A 16640-nucleotide genomic window follows, 5' to 3' on the forward strand; every position below is an offset into this window, starting at 1 on the left:
GCCACGTTCTATTTATCTGTCGTGCTGCCTGAATCGGGAAGCTTAAGGCTGATCCAGCCGTTCGGCCACACCTATACAAATGGCCATGATCAATTTCAGTTCTTTTTGCACGGTGCTCAAGGACACGTGCAGTTGATCGGCAATCTCCTGATAGCTGCAACCGTGCAGGCGGCTGAGGATGAAAATCTGCTGCTGGCGGGCGCTCAATTGACCGAGGCTGACGCTCAAGTGTTCAAGCAATTGCTCGGCCTGAGTGGCGTCTTCCGGCGTGCTGATAGGGGCGGCGACGCTTTGCAGGACGTCCAGCGGGACATCTTCCTGCAGCGTGCGGGCTTGAATTCGGCGCGAACGCAGGTGATCCAGCGCCAGGTTACGCGCGGTTTGATAAACGAAGGGTTCAAGGTGATCGATCGGCCGCTCGCTGAGGGCCCGGGTGACGCGCAGGTAGGTTTCCTGCAACAGGTCCTCGGCGGTGCTGTGGTTATTCACCATCCGCTGCAAGGTGCGTAGCAGAATCACCCGTTGGGTGAGAAAGACATGGTTGAAGCGAGATTGGCTCACAGTGATACCAGACCGAGATGCAGTTAATGATAATGCTTATCATCAACTGAAATGGCAAGTGGCACTTTGAGATGTCTGTAGCTATCTGTGGGAGCCGTGCTTGCCCGCGATGCAGGCACCTCGGTCTTTCAGTCTGACCGAGTTGATGCTATCGCAGGCAAGCCAGCTCCCACAGATGCCCAGGCCGAGGGTTACTCGGCGTTGCAGAGCGCCAGGCAGTTATCCAGCATGCGGTTGGAGAAGCCCCACTCGTTGTCATACCAGGCCAGCACTTTCAGCAATTTGCCGCTGGACTTGGTGTGGTTGGCGTCAAAAATTGACGACAGCGGGTTGTGGTTGAAGTCGCTCGACACCAGCGGCAGGGTGTTGTAGCCGAGGATTTTCGAGTGCTGGCTGGCTTCTTTAAGCAGCGCATTCACCTCTTGCGCCGTCGCTTCTTTCTTCAGCTGTACGGTGAGGTCCACCAGCGACACGTTGATCACCGGCACACGAACGGCCATGCCGGTCAGCTTGCCCGCGAGTTCCGGCAGCACCAGGCCGACCGCTTCGGCGGCGCCGGTCTTGCTTGGGATCATGTTCTGGGTGGCCGAACGCGCGCGGTACGGGTCGGTGTGGTAGACGTCGGTCAGGTTCTGGTCGTTGGTGTAGGCGTGGATCGTGGTCATCAAGCCGCTTTCGATGCCCAGTTCGCGGTGCAGCACTTGGGCCACCGGCGCCAGGCAGTTAGTGGTGCAGGAAGCGTTGGAGATGATCTGGTGGGATTGACGCAAAATGTCGTGGTTCACCCCGTAAACCACGGTGGCGTCTGCGCCTTTGGCCGGGGCAGAGATGATTACCTTGCGCGCGCCGGCGGTAATATGGGCGGCAGCCTTGTCACGGTCGGTGAACAGGCCGGTGCATTCAAACACCACGTCGATCTTGTGCGCAGCCCACGGCAGATCGGCCGGGTTGCGAATGGCACTGACGGCAATCCGGTCGCCATTGACGGTCAGGCTTTCCTGATCGTGAGCAACCTCTGCGTCGAAAGTGCCGTGTACGGTGTCGTATTTGAGCAGGTGGGCATTGATCGAACTGTCGCCCAAATCGTTGATGGCGACGATCTGCAAATCCTGGCGGTAGCCTTGGGTATACAGTGCGCGCAGGACATTACGGCCGATACGGCCAAAACCATTGATTGCGATACGAAGAGTCATTGGAAAGTGCCTGTCATCGATTTGTTGTAAGAATTACAAGATTATTCGCATAAAAATAGAAAACAAGCCTTTTTAGTGGCAATATTTTGTTCAATCTACAACGAGTGACCTGAATCAACTGGTCCGATGATCCAAACGACACCCTGCCATCCCATGCGCTGCGGGCGTTTGATCAACCCAGGAACGAGGGTCGCCACATCCGTTAGCCTGGAGTTCTACACATGCATCCCCGCGTTATTGAGGTCACCGAACGGCTCATCGCCCGCAGTCGTGCAACTCGTGAGGCTTACCTTGCGCTCATTCGCGGCGCCGCCAGCGACGGCCCGATGCGCGGTAAGCTGCAATGCGCAAACTTTGCCCACGGCGTGGCCGGCTGCGGCACTGAAGATAAAAATAGCCTGCGTATGATGAATGCCGCCAACGTGGCAATTGTTTCGTCATATAACGACATGCTCTCGGCGCACCAGCCGTACGAACACTTCCCGGAACAAATCAAGAAAGCCCTGCGCGAAGTCGGCTCGGTCGGCCAGTTCGCCGGCGGCACGCCTGCCATGTGCGACGGCGTCACCCAGGGCGAGCCGGGCATGGAACTGAGCCTGCTTAGCCGTGAAGTGATTGCCATGTCCACGGCGGTCGCGCTGTCCCACAACATGTTTGACGCCGCGCTGATGCTCGGTATCTGCGACAAGATCGTCCCCGGCCTGATGATGGGCGCGCTGCGTTATGGCCACCTGCCGATGATCTTCGTGCCGGGTGGGCCAATGCCGTCGGGCATTTCCAACAAGCAGAAAGCCGATGTGCGCCAGCGCTACGCCGAAGGCAAGGCCACCCGCGAAGAGCTGCTGGAATCGGAGATGAAGTCCTACCACAGCCCCGGCACCTGCACGTTCTACGGCACCGCCAACACCAACCAATTGCTGATGGAAGTGATGGGCCTGCACTTGCCGGGCGCCTCGTTCGTCAACCCCTACACCCCGCTGCGTGACGCGCTGACCCGCGAAGCCGCGCAGCAGGTCACGCGCCTGACCAAGGCCAACGGCAATTTCACGCCGATTGGCGAGATCGTCGACGAGAAATCCATCGTCAACTCCATCGTCGCGCTCAACGCCACCGGCGGTTCCACCAACCACACCCTGCACATGCCGGCCATCGCCATGTCGGCGGGCATCATCCTCACCTGGCAGGACATGGCCGACCTCTCCGAGGTGGTGCCAACCCTGTCCCACGTGTACCCAAACGGCAAGGCCGACATCAACCACTTCCAGGCGGCGGGCGGTATGTCGTTCCTGATCCGCGAACTGCTCGAAGCCGGCCTGCTGCACGAAGACGTCAACACCGTGGCGGGCAAGGGTTTGAGCCGTTACACCCAGGAGCCGTTTTTGGTCGACGGCGAGCTGATCTGGCGCGACGGCCCGATCGAAAGCCTCGACGAAACCATCCTGCGCCCTGTGGCCCGTGCGTTCTCGCCCGAAGGTGGCTTGCGCGTGATGGAAGGCAACCTCGGCCGTGGCGTGATGAAAGTCTCGGCCGTAGCGCCTGAGCACCAGATCGTCGAAGCACCGGCGGTGGTGTTCCAGGATCAGCAAGACCTGGCCGATGCGTTCAAGGCCGGCCAGTTGGAAAAAGATTTTGTCGCGGTGATGCGCTTTCAGGGGCCGCGCTCCAACGGCATGCCGGAATTGCACAAAATGACCCCGTTCCTGGGCGTGTTGCAGGACCGTGGTTTTAAAGTGGCGTTAGTAACAGACGGGCGTATGTCCGGCGCGTCGGGTAAGATCCCAGCCGCGATCCACGTCAACCCCGAAGCCCAGAGCGGCGGGCCGCTGGCGCGGGTCAAAGACGGCGATATCATTCGCGTCGATGGCGTGAAGGGCACCCTGGAGCTTAAGGTGGACGCCGAAGAATTTGCAGCGCGCACCCCTGCCACGGGCCTGTTGGGCAATAACGTGGGCGCCGGTCGCGAGCTGTTTGCATTTATGCGCTTGGCCGCAAGCTCCGCAGAGCAGGGCGCCAGCGCCTTTACCTCTGCCTTGGAGACGCTTAAGTGAAGCTTGCGCTGGTCGGTGATATCGGTGGTACCAACGCCCGTTTTGCGTTGTGGCGGGATCAGGAACTGCATTCCATACGCGTGCACGCCACGGCGGATCATCACAGCCCTGAGGAAGCCATCAAGGTTTACCTCAAGGAAGAAGGCCTGGAAATCGGGGACATCGGCGCAGTGTGCCTGTCGGTGGCCGGGCCGGTGAGTGGCGATGAATTTAAATTCACCAACAATCACTGGCGATTGAGCAAGACTGCATTCTGCAAAACCTTGCAGGTGGACGAACTGCTGTTGGTCAATGACTTCACCGCGATGGCCCTGGGCATGACCCGCCTCAAGCCCGACGAATTCCGCGTGGTCTGCGACGGCACGCCGGAACCGTTGCGCCCGGCGGTAGTGATTGGTCCGGGCACTGGCCTTGGCGTCGGTACCCTGTTGGATCTGGGCGGTGGCCGTTTTTCAGCGTTGCCGGGGGAGGGCGGCCATGTCGACCTGCCCCTGAGCAGCCCGCGTGAAACCCAACTGTGGCAACACATCTACACTGAGATCGGCCACGTCAGCGCCGAGACCGCATTGAGTGGTGGCGGTTTGCCGCGTGTGTACCGCGCTATTTGCGCGGTCGACGGCCACACGCCGGTGCTGGACACGCCTGAAGCCATTACGGCTGCGGGCCTGGCCGGCGACCCGGTGGCCATGGAAGTCTTGAACCAGTTCAGCATCTGGCTGGGCCGGGTGGCAGGTAACAACGTGTTGACCACCGGTGGACGCGGTGGTGTGTATATCGTGGGGGGGGTGATTCCGAGGTTTGCCGACTTCTTTATCAACAGCGGTTTTGCCAAGAGCTTCAGCGACAAAGGCTGCATGAGCGACTACTTCAAAGGCATTCCGGTGTGGTTGGTGACCGCGCCGTATTCCGGGTTGACCGGGGCGGGTGTGGCACTCGAACAGGCTTTTGCGTAGGGGCTGATGGCCTCATCGCAGGCAAGCCAGCTCCCACACTTGACCGAGTTCCAACCCTGGAATGCAGTCAAGTGTGGGAGCTGGCTTGCCTGCGATAGGGCCTTAAGAGCAACAGATGACTTAAGCTTGGCCATAACAACAAGGAGGACCCCGTGAGCGTAATCAGTAAATCCATTCTCCTCGTCGACGACGACCAGGAAATCCGCGAATTGCTGCAAACCTACCTCAGCCGTGCCGGTTTCCAGGTGCGGGGTGTGTCGGACGGCGCGGGGTTCCGTCAGGCCATGAACGAGGCGCCGTGTGACCTGGTCATCCTTGATGTGATGTTGCCGGACGAAGACGGTTTCAGCCTCTGCCGCTGGATCCGCCAGCACCCGCGCCAGGCGCAGGTGCCGATCATCATGCTGACCGCCAGCTCCGACGAAACCGACCGCGTGATCGGCCTGGAACTGGGCGCCGACGACTACATCGGCAAGCCCTTCAGCCCTCGCGAGTTGCAGGCGCGCATCAAGGCCCTGTTGCGCCGCGCCCAGTTTGGCCAGGAGCGCAGCAGTGGCGGCGACGTCTGGGTGTTTGATGAATGGCGCCTGGACATGATCAGCCACCGCCTGTTTCACGTCGACGGCGAAGAGGTGATTCTCTCCGGCGCCGACTTCGCCCTGCTCAAGCTGTTTCTCGACCACCCTCAACAAATTCTCGACCGCGACACTATCGGCAACGCCACCCGTGGTCGCGACCTGATGCCGCTGGACCGTATTGTCGACATGGCGGTCAGCCGCCTGCGCCAACGCCTGCGCGATACCGAAAAACCCCCGAGGTTGATCCGCACCGTGCGCGGCAGCGGTTACCAGCTGGCAGCCAGCGTGGTTGCCGGCAATGCCCACTGAGCATCTGACTGAGCGCCGCCGTTTCCCGGTGCCGCGCTCGCTGCTCGGGCGGATGTTGCTGCTGACCTTGCTGGCGGTGCTGTTCGCCCAGGCGCTGTCCAGCGTGATCTGGGTCTCGCAATTACGCGCCACCCAGCTCGAAGGCCTGGTTACCAGCGCCCGCAGCCTGGCGCATTCGATGACCGCCAGCGTGAGTTATTTCCGTTCGTTGCCGGTGGCCTATCGCCCGCTGGTCCTCGACCAATTACGCAGCATGGGCGGCACCCGTTTTGTGGTGACGCTGAATGACCGTCCGCTGGACATGGAAATATTGCCGCAAACCCCGCGTAAACAAGCGGTGCTCAATGTGGTCGACGAAGTGCTGCGCCAGACCCTGGGCAGCGACGTACACATCTCGGTGGAATTCGTCAGCGCCGAAGACCTGCGCATCTTCAATGCCGGCTTGAAGCTCGATGAACTGCCGCGTTCCTGGGCGCATTACGCGCTCACCCTGGAACCGGTAAACCCGCCGGTGCTGGTGACCCAGATCCAGCTCGCGCCGGGCGAGTGGCTGTACATTGCCTCGCTGTTGCCCGAGCCCTACACCAGCCTTGAAGAACAGGGCCTGCCGTCCCAGCAGGTGTGGTTTATCGTGCTGACCAGCGGCTTTTTGCTGCTGTTTATCGGCCTGTTGGTGCACTGGCAAAGCCGGCCGCTCAAGCGTTTGGCCCGCGCCGCGCGGGACATGTCCCTGGGCGCCGATGTGGAACCGGTGGCCGAGGGCGGCGGCAGCGAAGTGGTGGAAGTGGGCCGTGCGTTCAATGCCATGCGCGAGCGCATCAGTCGTTACCTCACCGAACGCAGCCAGTTATTCAGCGCAATTTCCCACGATTTGCGCACGCCGATTACCCGCCTGCGCCTGCGCGTGGAGCTGCTCGAAGACGAGAACCTGCAAGCCAAATTCGGCCGCGATCTGGACGAGCTGGAGTTGCTGGTCAAAGGCGCGCTGCAATGCGTGAAAGACACCGACATTCACGAGAACATCGAGCCGGTGGATCTCAACCACGTGCTTGATTGCCTGGTGGAACCTTACCTGGCGCCGAACGGCAATGGCCGCATCACCCAGGAAGGCCGCGCCTTGACGCCCTATCCGGGCAAGCCGCTGGCGCTCAAGCGCTGCATCGGCAACCTGATCGACAACGCGTTGAAGTATGGGCAGAACGCGCATTTGCATATCGAAGACGATGGCGCGGAATTTGTTCTGCATGTGGATGATGAAGGGCCGGGCGTGCCCGAGCAGCGCCTGGAGCAGGTCTTCGAGCCGCATTTCCGGCTGGCCGGGCAGCAACAGGGCTACGGCTTGGGGCTTGGCATTGCGCGCAACATCGCCCACAGCCACGGCGGTGAAGTGAGCTTGCAAAACCTGCGCGAAGGCGGCTTGCGAGTGACCCTGCAACTACCGCGCGGGCTGGACTGAATACACAAAGACCAATGTGGGAGCTGGCTTGCCTGCGATAGGGGTATATCTGCAACAGATAAGTTGCCTGATACACCGCTATCGCAGGCAAGCCAGCTCCCACATTGATATCCGCGTCAGGTCAGACGCTTTGGCGCATTCTGGCCAAATCCCGCAGCGGCGGCGCACCAAATAAACGGCTGTACTCCCGGCTGAATTGCGACGGGCTTTCATACCCCACGCGATACCCCGCCGCCGATGCTTCCAGCCCTTCGGCAATCATCAGCCGCCGCGCTTCCTGCAAACGCAGCTGCTTCTGATACTGCAACGGGCTCATGGCCGTAATCGCCTTGAAGCGATGATGCAGGGTCGAGACGCTCAGGTTCACTTGCTTGGCCAGGTCATCAATGCGCAGCGGCTGTTCGTAATTAACGTTCAGCCACTTGATGGCCTGGCTGACGCGATGGCTCTGACTGTTGGCCACGGCAATTTCATACAGCCGATAGCCCTGCGGCCCACGCAACAGTCGGTAGAGAATCTCGCGGTTGATCAACGGCGCAAGCATCGCGACGTCTTTGGGCGTATCCAGCAGGCGCGCCAGACGCAGCACTGCATCGAGCAATTGAGCGTCGATGCGGTCGACGTACATGCCACGGGACGTCGGACGCGACGGCACACCCATCGGGCCGGCTTCGGCAATCAAGGCCGTGAGCTGCGCCGGGTCGATATTGATGCGCACCGACAGGTTGGGGTCTTCCGGCGTGGCCTCGATGATCCGCCCGGCCACCGGCATCGCCACCGAGAACACCAGGTAGTTAAGCGGGTCGTAGGCAAAGATCTCGTCGGCCAGGCGCACTTCCTTGCTGCCGCTGGCCAGAATGCACAGCGCAGGCTCCACCAGTACCGGCATGAAATCGCGCGGGGTGTTGTGGCGGTTCAGGTACAACGAGGTGATCGCGGTGCCATAGGAACCGTCCTCCCACGTGTGCCGTTGCACGATGCTGGCCAGTTCGGCGCGCTGTTTTTCCATCTCGGCATCGAGGGGAATGGACTTGGGTTCACGCGACGACATGGGGCGACCTCTGCACGCTTCTTTGATTGGGTCAGCTTAGCGGCGGCTTTGCAAATAGTGTTACGTCAATTCTGCACAATCCTTGCCTGATCCTGCGACTGGACGTGAATCAGGCAAGGGAGCGGCCTGTCATCTCCCTGAAACACTGAGCATGGGCATGGAATAAATGCCGGGGGCCGAACGTCTTGCCTACGCTTCTCGCAGGATTGTGCAATAAGGCTGCAGGAATTGACTAACTGCGCCCACCGCCGCGCCGCTATCTTTGATCCTGTGGCAACACGCCCTCACAGTGCTTGCCGAGCATCACTTCTCAACGGGAGAGTCGAACATGTCCACCCCCATTCCCGCGAGCCATATGGCCTTTATCCGCGCACGCAGCGGTTGCAGTACCGAACTTGGTGCACGCTTGAGCAGTTTAATTGAACCGGGCCGTCAGGCTCAGGGTTGCCTGCAATTCTCGTTGCAGCATTCCCAGGTCGACCCCGATGTATGGCTGGTCTCGGGTTTCTGGAACAGCGAGCAGGCGATGAGCGCCTACTTCAACTCGCCGGCCCTGATGATCTTCACCGAACTGCTGAACGACAGGGTGATCCGCAGCATGGATTTCCAGACCTTTACCGACGCCTCTGCCGCGCACGCCTATGGCGAGTACCTGCAACTCGCCGGCTGATCAGGTTTAGAATGGCCGACTTTCCATTGGCCAGGACCTGCAACATGGCACGTAAACAATTTGCTCATCACGAAGCCGTTTCCGCCGTAGTACCGGGTGAAGGGGGCTACAGCGCCGCCGTCGCCGTCAAGGCACTGGATGGCATGGGCGCACCGCAGTTTCACAAGATCCTTGAAGGGCAGACGTTCGAGACGGCTTCCGACGCTGATGATGCGGCGACCGTGCAACTCGAGCGGCTGGTTGATGTGGACGAAGAAGGTCAATTGACCTGGGCCACTGCCGAAAACTGAAGCCTCACCCCGTTCGAATGATCAGATCAACACAGATCAACACAGATCAAATGTGGGAGCGGGCTTGCCCGCGATTGCGGAGTGTCAGCCAACTGATGAATTGACTGATACACCTTAATCGCGGGCAAGCCCGCTCCCACATTTTTTTGACTGTATTTCAGTCAGGCTTTTTGGCACCTGGGCGATACATCTTGAACAGCGCCTCCGGCCCCAACTGGAAGTAATCCGCTGGCCCGCCGCCACGCAGGATTGGCTCGGCGGCGGCGGTGTCGTAGATGCCATCCTTGAGCAGCCACTTGGCAATGTGCACCGCCACCACCTCGCCCAACACCAGCCAGCTCGGTATCAACGCCTTGTCGGCACGTTGCAGTTGAATGATCTGCGTCACCTTGCATTCGAACGACACCGGGCTCTCGCCCACCCGTGGCACGCCTACGATTTTTGAGGCCACCGGCGTCAGGCCGGACAGCTCGAATTCGTTCACTTCCGGCGAAACCGCTGCGCAACTCTGGTTCATCTGCTCGGCCAACGGGCGAGTGGCCAGGTTCCACACAAACTCGCCGGTCTGTTCGATGTTGTTCAGGCTGTCTTTGCGTCCCAGGCTGGAAAACCCGATGATCGGCGGAATGTAGTTAAAGGCGTTGAAGAAGCTGTAAGGCGCCAGGTTCAGGCGGCCTTCGCTGTCGTGGGAAGAAATCCAGCCAATGGGCCGCGGGCCGACAATGGCGTTGAACGGGTCATGGGGCAGACCGTGGCCGTTGGCTGGTTCGTAGAAATGGATATCGTCAGACATGGCCTGTTCCGCTCTCGGTTTCGGGACAGGCATCATACCCAATCTGGGAGCGGCGGTTAGTCGGTGGTGATGCGCGAGTGTTTGCGGGTGTCTTTCATGGTCACATAGACCGCCAGCGACACCGCAATGCACGCCGTCACGTACCAGTAGTAACCGGTTTCCATGCCGATGCTCTTGAACCACAGCGCGATGTATTCAGCGGTACCGCCGAAGATCGACACGGTCAGGGCATACGGCAGGCCGACGCCCAGCGCGCGGATTTCGGTCGGGAACAATTCGGCCTTCACCACCGCGTTGATCGAGGTGTAGCCGCTAACGATGATCAGCGCCGCCATGATCAGGAAAAACGCGCCCCACCAGCTTTGAATGGTGTGCAAGGTGGTGAGGATCGGCACGGTGAACAGCGTGCCGAGGATGCCGAAGGCGATCAGGATGGGCCGGCGGCCGACCTTGTCCGACAGCCCGCCGACCAGCGGTTGCAGGCACATGAACAGAAACAGCGTCGCCGCCGAAATGGTCGTGGAGTCGGAGATGCTCATGCCGACGGTGTTCACCAGGTACTTCTGCATGTAGGTGGTGTAGGTGTAGAACGCCAGGGTGCCGCCCATGGTCAGGCCGACCACGGTCATCAGTTCCTTGGGGTGGCGCATCAAGGTGCGCATCGCGCTTTCCTTGGCTTTTTCCTTCTTGGTGAACGACTCGGTTTCTTCCATGCCGCGACGCAGGTACAGCGCAACGATTGCACAGAGTGCGCCGATGACAAACGGGATACGCCAGCCCCAGTCGTACAGTTGCTCGGTGGTCAGGGTTTGTTGCAGCACGATCAGCACGCCGAGGGCGATGAGCTGGCCGGAGATCAGGGTGACGTACTGGAAGCTGGAGAAGAAACCGCGACGTTCCTTGGTCGCCATTTCGCTGAGGTAAGTGGCCGAGGTGCCGTATTCGCCACCCACCGACAAACCTTGCAGCAGGCGTGCGAACACCAACAGGATCGGCGCGCCGACACCGATGGTTTCATAACCCGGGGTCAGGGCGATGATCAGTGAACCGAAACACATCAACAGAACCGAGGCCATCAATGCGGCTTTGCGGCCCTTGCGGTCGGCGTACAGGCCCATCAGCCAGCCACCGATCGGGCGCATCAAAAAGCCTACGGCGAAGATCGCGGCGGTGTTGAGCAGTTGGGCAGTGGTGTCGCCTTTGGGGAAAAAGGCTTTGGCGAAGTACAGCGAGAAGGCGGCGTAGACGTACCAGTCATACCACTCGACCATGTTGCCGACCGAACCACTGAAAATCGATTTGATCCGGCTTGAAGTCGTGCGTTCTTTCGTCGGCGCAGCCGCCGAACCCAGAGGCAGGGAGTTGGAGTTATCCATTGAAGGATCCTTCATCTAATTGTTTTTGTGGAGCGTGCGCGGGCGCCGCCTGGTCTGGGCTATAGCAGAAGCTGTGCCAGGTAGATGAAGGCCCGGTTTAGAAGGGTTTCAGACTTTTTTTGAGCGGAAATTCGCTGATGGATTTGGGGTGATGAGCGGAAATCCGCTTATGGCTGCTGGCCCTATCGCAGGCAAGCCAGCTCCCACATTTCTGAACGTATTCACATATCCCAATGTGGGAGCTGGCTTGCCTGCGATGGCTGCGCTGAAGGCAATACAACCGCCAGCCTAAAGAAACATCTCTCTCGCCAACCCATGGCGCTGCATCTTTTCATTCAAGGTACGACGCGGCAGTTGCAACTCCGCCAGCACCGCCCTGATATCACCCTTGTGCCGCGTCAACGCAGCTTTCAGGCAATGCGCCTCGAACGCTTCCTGCTGCGCCGCCAGTGACTGACCGGCCTCAATGCCTTCCGGCTCCGGCTCGCCCAGGCCCAACACCTGGCGTTCAGCAACGTTGGCCAGTTCGCGCACATTGCCCGGCCAGTCGTGGCTGAGCAGGCGCCCCAGTTGCGGGCCGCTCAAGGGTTGCGCACTGCGGCCCAGGCGTTCGGCGGCGCTCTGTGCGAAATGCTCGTACAGCAGCGGAATATCTTCGCGGCGCTCGCGCAGTGGCGGCAGGCGCAGTTGCGCGACGTTCAGGCGATACGCCAGGTCCTCGCGAAAGCGCCCGGCGCGGGCCTCTTCCAGCAGGTCCGGCTTGGTGGCGGCGATGATGCGCAAATCCACGTGAATACTTTGATTGGAACCCAGCCGCTCCAGCTTCTGTTCCTGCAACACGCGCAGCAACTTCACTTGCTGAGCCAACGGCATGCTTTCGATTTCGTCGAGAAACAGCGTGCCGCCGTGGGCGTATTCCAGCTTGCCGATGCGCTTGCCCTGGGCGCCGGTAAACGCGCCACTTTCATGGCCGAACAGCTCGGCTTCAAACAACTGCTCGGGGATCGCCGCGCAGTTGAGTGCTACAAAGGGTTTCTTCGCCCGAGGGCCGAAGTCGTGCAGGCAGCGCGCGACCAATTCTTTACCGCTGCCGGTTTCGCCACGGATCAGCACGTTGACCGGCAAGGTTGCCAAGTCCAGCACTTGGCGGCGCAGGTTCTGCAAACCCCGGGACACGCCCAGCAGGCTGGATTCGAGTTGCTCGCGATGGTCGGCCTGTTGATGCAGGCGGCGGTTTTCCAGGATCAGTCGGCGCTTGTCCAGCGCGCGGCGCAGGCTGTTGAGCAATGCGTCCGGGCTGAAGGGTTTTTCCAAGAAGTCATAGGCACCGTCGCGCATGGCTTCCACCGCCATCGGCACGTCGCCGTGGCCAGTCAGCAGAATGACCGGCAAATCAGCATCGCGGCGCTGCACTTCGGCGAGCAACTCCAGGCCGCTGAGGCCGGGCATGCGCACGTCGCTCAAAATCACCCCGGGAAAATCCTTGGGCAGCTGCGCCAGGCACTCTTCGGCGCGGCTGAACAGTTGCACGTCGAACCCCGACAGGCTCAACCACTGCTCGACCGCCGTGCGAATGCTGGCTTCGTCATCAACCACAATCACTGCGTTCAACATAAGTCGGGCGTCTCCAGCGCGATAGGCAACGTCAGGGTAAACACCGCGCCATCGCCACGGTTGCTGGCGATCAGGCGACCGCCCAATTCGTGCACGATAGCGTAGGAAACCGCCAGCCCCAAACCGAGCCCGTCACCCACAGGCTTGGTGGTGAAGAAGGGGTCGAACACGCTGTTGAGGTGTTCGTCGGCAATCCCGCCACCGCTGTCGCTGACGGTCAGTTGCCACAATTGTTCATCGGCGTGCAGCCGTATTTCCAGACGCTTGCGCGGTTTGCCGGCCATCGCGTCGAGGGCATTGCGCAACAGGTTGATCAGCACCTGTTCCAGGCGAATGGCATCGCCGCGTACCAGCGCCGGGCGAGTCAGGTCGAGCACCACGCCGATGGCTTCATCACGCAGGCGCGCGTCGAGTAACTGCAGCGACTGGTCGACCACGGTGGCCAGGTCCAGGCGCTCGCGCAGGCCACTCGGGCTTTTGCGCGCGAACGTCTTGAGGTGGCCGGTGAGCGCGGCCATGCGCGTGAGCATGTCGTCCAGCGGCGTCAGGGCTTTATAGGCGTCATCCACGCGGCCGTGGTCGAGCAGCAGGCGCAAAGTGGCCAATTGCATGCGCTGGGCGGTCAGCGGTTGGTTGATTTCATGGGCGAGGGCGGCGGACATCTGCCCCAGTGCCGCCAGCTTCGCCGATTGCACCAAGCCATCCTGAGCGGTGCGCAGGGCCTGGGTGCGCTCTTCCACCAGTTGTTCCAACTCTTCGCGGCTGCGCTGGCGCAAACGGGCCAGGCGCCAGCGTTGGCTCAGGAACAGCGCGAGGAATACCAGCGCCAGCCAGGACCCGGCGGCGGCGAGGCCAGCGTTGCGCTGGTCTTCAAAAGCGAACTGCGGTTTGCGCAACAGGTGCAGGGTCCAGCCTTCGGCCTTCAGCGCCAGGGATTCCCAGATGTAATTGGCGTTGCCATCGGGGCCGTTGACGCGCATCAGGTGGCTGTTGTCGTCGAAGCGCTGCAGCACGTGGGTTTCCAGAGGCTGCAAGTGTTTCTTGTCGTACTGCCGGGTGGCCTTGAGCTCGGCGTGATCGCTCTCGGACAGCGGGCGCAAGGCGCGGTAACGCCAGCCTGGCTGGTTGGCGATGAACACGATGCCACGGGCGTCGCTCACCAGCAGCAGGTCATTGCCCTGAGCCCACTCGCGCTCCAGTTCAGGGAATTCCAGCTTGACCACCATGGCGCCAAGGAACTGCTCGTTCTCATCGACCACGGCGCTGGAGAGGAAATAGCCGGGTATTCCGGTGGTCACGCCCACGGCGTAAAAGCGCCCGGTGCCCTGGCTCAGCGTCTGGCGAAAATATGGCCGGAACGCGTAGTTATGGCCCACATAACTGCTCGGCAGGTACCAGTTGCTGGCCGCGACGGCAAGGCCGGTGCGGTCCATCAGTTCCAGCGTGGACGATTGCGCGGCGCCGTTGATGCGTTCCAGCTTGCGGTTGAGCACGTCCTGGGTCGTCGCATCCACCGGGTTTTTCAGGGCGCTGATCATCTCCGAGTCCAGGGCCAGTACGGCGGGCAGGGCGCGGTAGCGTTCGATCAGGGTATGCAGCGAGTTGCCATACAGCGTGAGTTGCTGATTGGCGCGGACGGCGTCGTCCACCAGCGCCTGGCGTTCGGCATGTCGCGTGGCCAAGGCAGCGGCCAGCACCGCGCCGGCGATGATCAGCAGCGAGTAGAACGTCAGGCGCAGGGGGCGAGGGATCACGATCATACGGTGATGGGCAGGCACAGTAAGGGGGCGAGCACCATAGCATGCAGTGGCTGGATCTTGTGGCTGGCCGGACTGATCCGGCAAGCAGGCTTTCTGTGGCGAGCGGGCTTGTTGTGGCGAGCGGGCTTGCCCCGCGTTGGGCTGCGAAGCGGCCCTAAAACCAGACAGCGCGGTGCAACTGCATGTACTGCGGCGGTCTTGATGGGGCCGCTTCGCAGCCCAACGCGGGGCAAGCCCGCTCGCCACGACAGGCCCCGCTCGCCACGGAAAGCCCGCCTGCCACAGAAAGCCCGATTACAACCGGGGCGTCACCAGGCAATAAAAAAGGCGACCGGGCCATGGGCCTCGGTCGCCTTTCTCCTTGCGCAGGGGGTGCTTACTGCACTTCTACCGCCAGGCTTTCACTGATCTTTTTCTGCCAGATGGCAGGACCGGTGATGTGCACGGATTCGCCTTTGCTATCCACCGCAACGGTGACCGGCATGTCTTTGACGTCGAACTCGTAGATCGCTTCCATGCCCAGTTCGGCAAACGCCACAACGCGCGATTTCTTGATGGCTTGCGCCACCAGGTAAGCGGCGCCGCCCACGGCCATCAGGTATACGGCTTTGTTGTCCTTGATCGCTTCGATGGCGGTCGGGCCGCGCTCGGATTTGCCGATCATGCCCAACAGGCCGGTTTGCTCAAGGATCTGGCGGGTGAATTTGTCCATCCGCGTGGCGGTAGTCGGGCCTGCCGGGCCAACCACTTCTTCGCGCACCGGATCAACCGGGCCGACGTAGTAGATGAAGCGACCTTTCAGGTCTACCGGCAAGGTTTCACCCTTGTTCAACATCTCGACCATGCGCTTGTGCGCGGCGTCGCGACCGGTAAGCATCTTGCCGTTGAGCAACACGGTTTCGCCCGGCTGCCAGCTCTGCACTTCTTCCGGGGTCAGGGTGTCGAGGTTGACGCGACGGGCCGACGGGCCCGCTTCCCAGACGATTTCCGGGTAGGCGTCCAACGGTGGCGCTTCCAGCGACGCAGGGCCCGAACCGTCGAGCACAAAGTGCGCGTGACGGGTGGCGGCGCAGTTGGGGATCATGCACACCGGCAGGGACGCGGCGTGGGTCGGGTAGTCCATGATCTTCACGTCGAGCACGGTGGTCAGGCCACCCAGGCCCTGGGCGCCGATGCCCAGTTGGTTGACCTTCTCGAACAGCTCCAGGCGCATCTCTTCGATACGGTTGGACGGGCCGCGCTTCTTCAGCTCGTGAATGTCGATGGATTCCATCAACACTTCCTTGGCCATCACCGCGGCTTTCTCGGCGGTACCACCGATGCCGATGCCGAGCATGCCCGGTGGGCACCAGCCGGCGCCCATGGTCGGAACGGTCTTGAGTACCCAGTCGACGATCGAGTCGGACGGGTTGAGCATGGCCATTTTCGACTTGTTCTCGGAGCCGCCGCCCTTGGCCGCCACGTCCACTTCCACGGTGTTGCCCGGGACGATGGAGTAGTGAATGACCGCAGGTGTGTTGTCCTTGGTGTTTTTGCGCGCGCCCGCCGGGTCGGCGAGGATCGAAGCACGCAGGACGTTTTCCGGCAGGTTGTAGGCCTGACGCACGCCCTGGTTGATCATGTCATCCAGGCTCATGGTGGCGCCGTCCCAGCGTACATCCATGCCCACGCGCACGAACACGGTAACGATACCGGTGTCCTGGCAGATCGGGCGGTGGCCGGTGGCGCACATGCGCGAGTTGATCAGGATCTGGGCGATGGAATCACGGGCCGCTGGCGATTCTTCGCGCAGGTAGGCTTCGTGCATGGCCTGGATGAAATCAACGGGGTGGTAGTAGGAAATGAATTGCAGGGCGTCGGCAACGCTCTGAATCAGGTCGTCTTGCTTGATCACGGTCATGAGTCGCGCTCCTCTATAAGGGAACATTCAATAAAGGTGGCTTCAGTGTTGCATCGGTCGGCTGAAACCACCTTTCCAAGGCACGCCA

The 16640-nt window shown here is 61.0% G+C and carries 14 protein-coding genes; 6 read left to right on the forward strand and 8 right to left on the reverse strand.

The window, feature by feature from the left end; translation table 11 throughout:
- Positions 1–42: 42 nt before the first annotated feature.
- Together ACP7A2_RS12255 and gap are read right to left on the reverse strand one after the other, a co-directional pair.
- Positions 43–561 carry an RNA polymerase sigma factor gene (locus ACP7A2_RS12255; protein ID WP_426134406.1) on the reverse strand — a complete coding sequence of 173 codons (519 nt, stop codon included), beginning with the start codon at positions 559–561 and terminating at the stop codon, positions 43–45.
- A 191-nt stretch (positions 562–752) separates the two neighbouring features.
- Positions 753–1754: a type I glyceraldehyde-3-phosphate dehydrogenase gene (gene gap / locus ACP7A2_RS12260; RefSeq protein WP_426134407.1), complete on the reverse strand. Its 1002-nt coding sequence runs from the start codon at positions 1752–1754 to the stop codon at positions 753–755.
- A 221-nt stretch (positions 1755–1975) separates the two neighbouring features.
- Here gap and edd point away from each other — a divergent pair, with 221 nt between their 5' ends.
- The 4 genes from edd (at position 1976) to ACP7A2_RS12280 (ending at position 7098) form a co-directional block, all read left to right on the forward strand.
- The gene (edd, locus tag ACP7A2_RS12265) at positions 1976–3802 is read left to right on the forward strand and encodes a phosphogluconate dehydratase (RefSeq protein ID WP_426134408.1); all 1827 of its coding nucleotides are present in this window, start codon (positions 1976–1978) and stop codon (positions 3800–3802) included.
- A complete protein-coding gene (locus ACP7A2_RS12270; protein ID WP_426134409.1) occupies positions 3799–4755 on the forward strand; it encodes a glucokinase in 957 nt (318 codons plus the stop codon). Before edd ends, ACP7A2_RS12270 begins: the two co-directional genes overlap by 4 nt.
- 152 nt (positions 4756–4907) lie before the next feature.
- Entirely contained in the window at positions 4908–5642 is a 735-nt protein-coding gene (locus ACP7A2_RS12275) for a response regulator (protein WP_426134410.1), read from the forward strand.
- 28 nt (positions 5643–5670) lie between these two features.
- Positions 5671–7098, forward strand: coding sequence for an ATP-binding protein (locus ACP7A2_RS12280; protein WP_426134458.1), 1428 nt, complete (start codon positions 5671–5673; stop codon positions 7096–7098).
- Between the two features lie 121 nt (positions 7099–7219).
- Here the strand turns inward: ACP7A2_RS12280 and ACP7A2_RS12285 are convergent, their stop codons facing one another.
- Positions 7220–8149, reverse strand: a complete 930-nt coding sequence (locus ACP7A2_RS12285; protein WP_426134411.1) for an AraC family transcriptional regulator — start codon at positions 8147–8149, stop codon at positions 7220–7222.
- Between the two features lie 328 nt (positions 8150–8477).
- On the opposite strand from ACP7A2_RS12285, the gene ACP7A2_RS12290 reads away from it, so the two are divergent.
- Both ACP7A2_RS12290 and ACP7A2_RS12295 read left to right on the forward strand, forming a co-directional pair.
- On the forward strand, positions 8478–8819 hold the full coding sequence (locus ACP7A2_RS12290) for an antibiotic biosynthesis monooxygenase family protein (RefSeq protein WP_426134412.1): 342 nt from the start codon (positions 8478–8480) through the stop codon (positions 8817–8819).
- Between the two features lie 44 nt (positions 8820–8863).
- Positions 8864–9109: a hypothetical protein gene (locus tag ACP7A2_RS12295; protein WP_426134413.1), complete on the forward strand. Its 246-nt coding sequence runs from the start codon at positions 8864–8866 to the stop codon at positions 9107–9109.
- A 157-nt stretch (positions 9110–9266) separates the two neighbouring features.
- Here the strand turns inward: ACP7A2_RS12295 and ACP7A2_RS12300 are convergent, their stop codons facing one another.
- From ACP7A2_RS12300 to ACP7A2_RS12320, 5 genes are all read right to left on the reverse strand, one after another.
- The gene (locus ACP7A2_RS12300) at positions 9267–9902 is read right to left on the reverse strand and encodes a flavin reductase family protein (RefSeq protein ID WP_426134414.1); all 636 of its coding nucleotides are present in this window, start codon (positions 9900–9902) and stop codon (positions 9267–9269) included.
- A 56-nt stretch (positions 9903–9958) separates the two neighbouring features.
- Positions 9959–11278 (reverse strand): MFS transporter, encoded by a 1320-nt coding sequence (locus ACP7A2_RS12305; protein ID WP_375069698.1) that lies wholly within the window; start codon positions 11276–11278, stop codon positions 9959–9961.
- Positions 11279–11566: 288 nt separating this feature from the next.
- Positions 11567–12892, reverse strand: a complete 1326-nt coding sequence (locus ACP7A2_RS12310) for a sigma-54-dependent transcriptional regulator (RefSeq protein ID WP_426134415.1) — start codon at positions 12890–12892, stop codon at positions 11567–11569.
- The gene (locus ACP7A2_RS12315; protein ID WP_426134416.1) at positions 12886–14652 is read right to left on the reverse strand and encodes an ATP-binding protein; all 1767 of its coding nucleotides are present in this window, start codon (positions 14650–14652) and stop codon (positions 12886–12888) included. Before ACP7A2_RS12315 ends, ACP7A2_RS12310 begins: the two co-directional genes overlap by 7 nt.
- Before the next feature lie 376 nt (positions 14653–15028).
- Complete coding sequence (locus ACP7A2_RS12320; protein ID WP_375069692.1) at positions 15029–16552, reverse strand: fumarate hydratase; 1524 nt, start codon at positions 16550–16552, stop codon at positions 15029–15031.
- Between the last annotated feature and the right edge of the window lie 88 nt (positions 16553–16640).

Source organism: Pseudomonas sp. PWP3-1b2, assembly GCF_049896045.1.
GTDB classification, from domain to species: domain Bacteria; phylum Pseudomonadota; class Gammaproteobacteria; order Pseudomonadales; family Pseudomonadaceae; genus Aquipseudomonas; species Aquipseudomonas antarctica_B.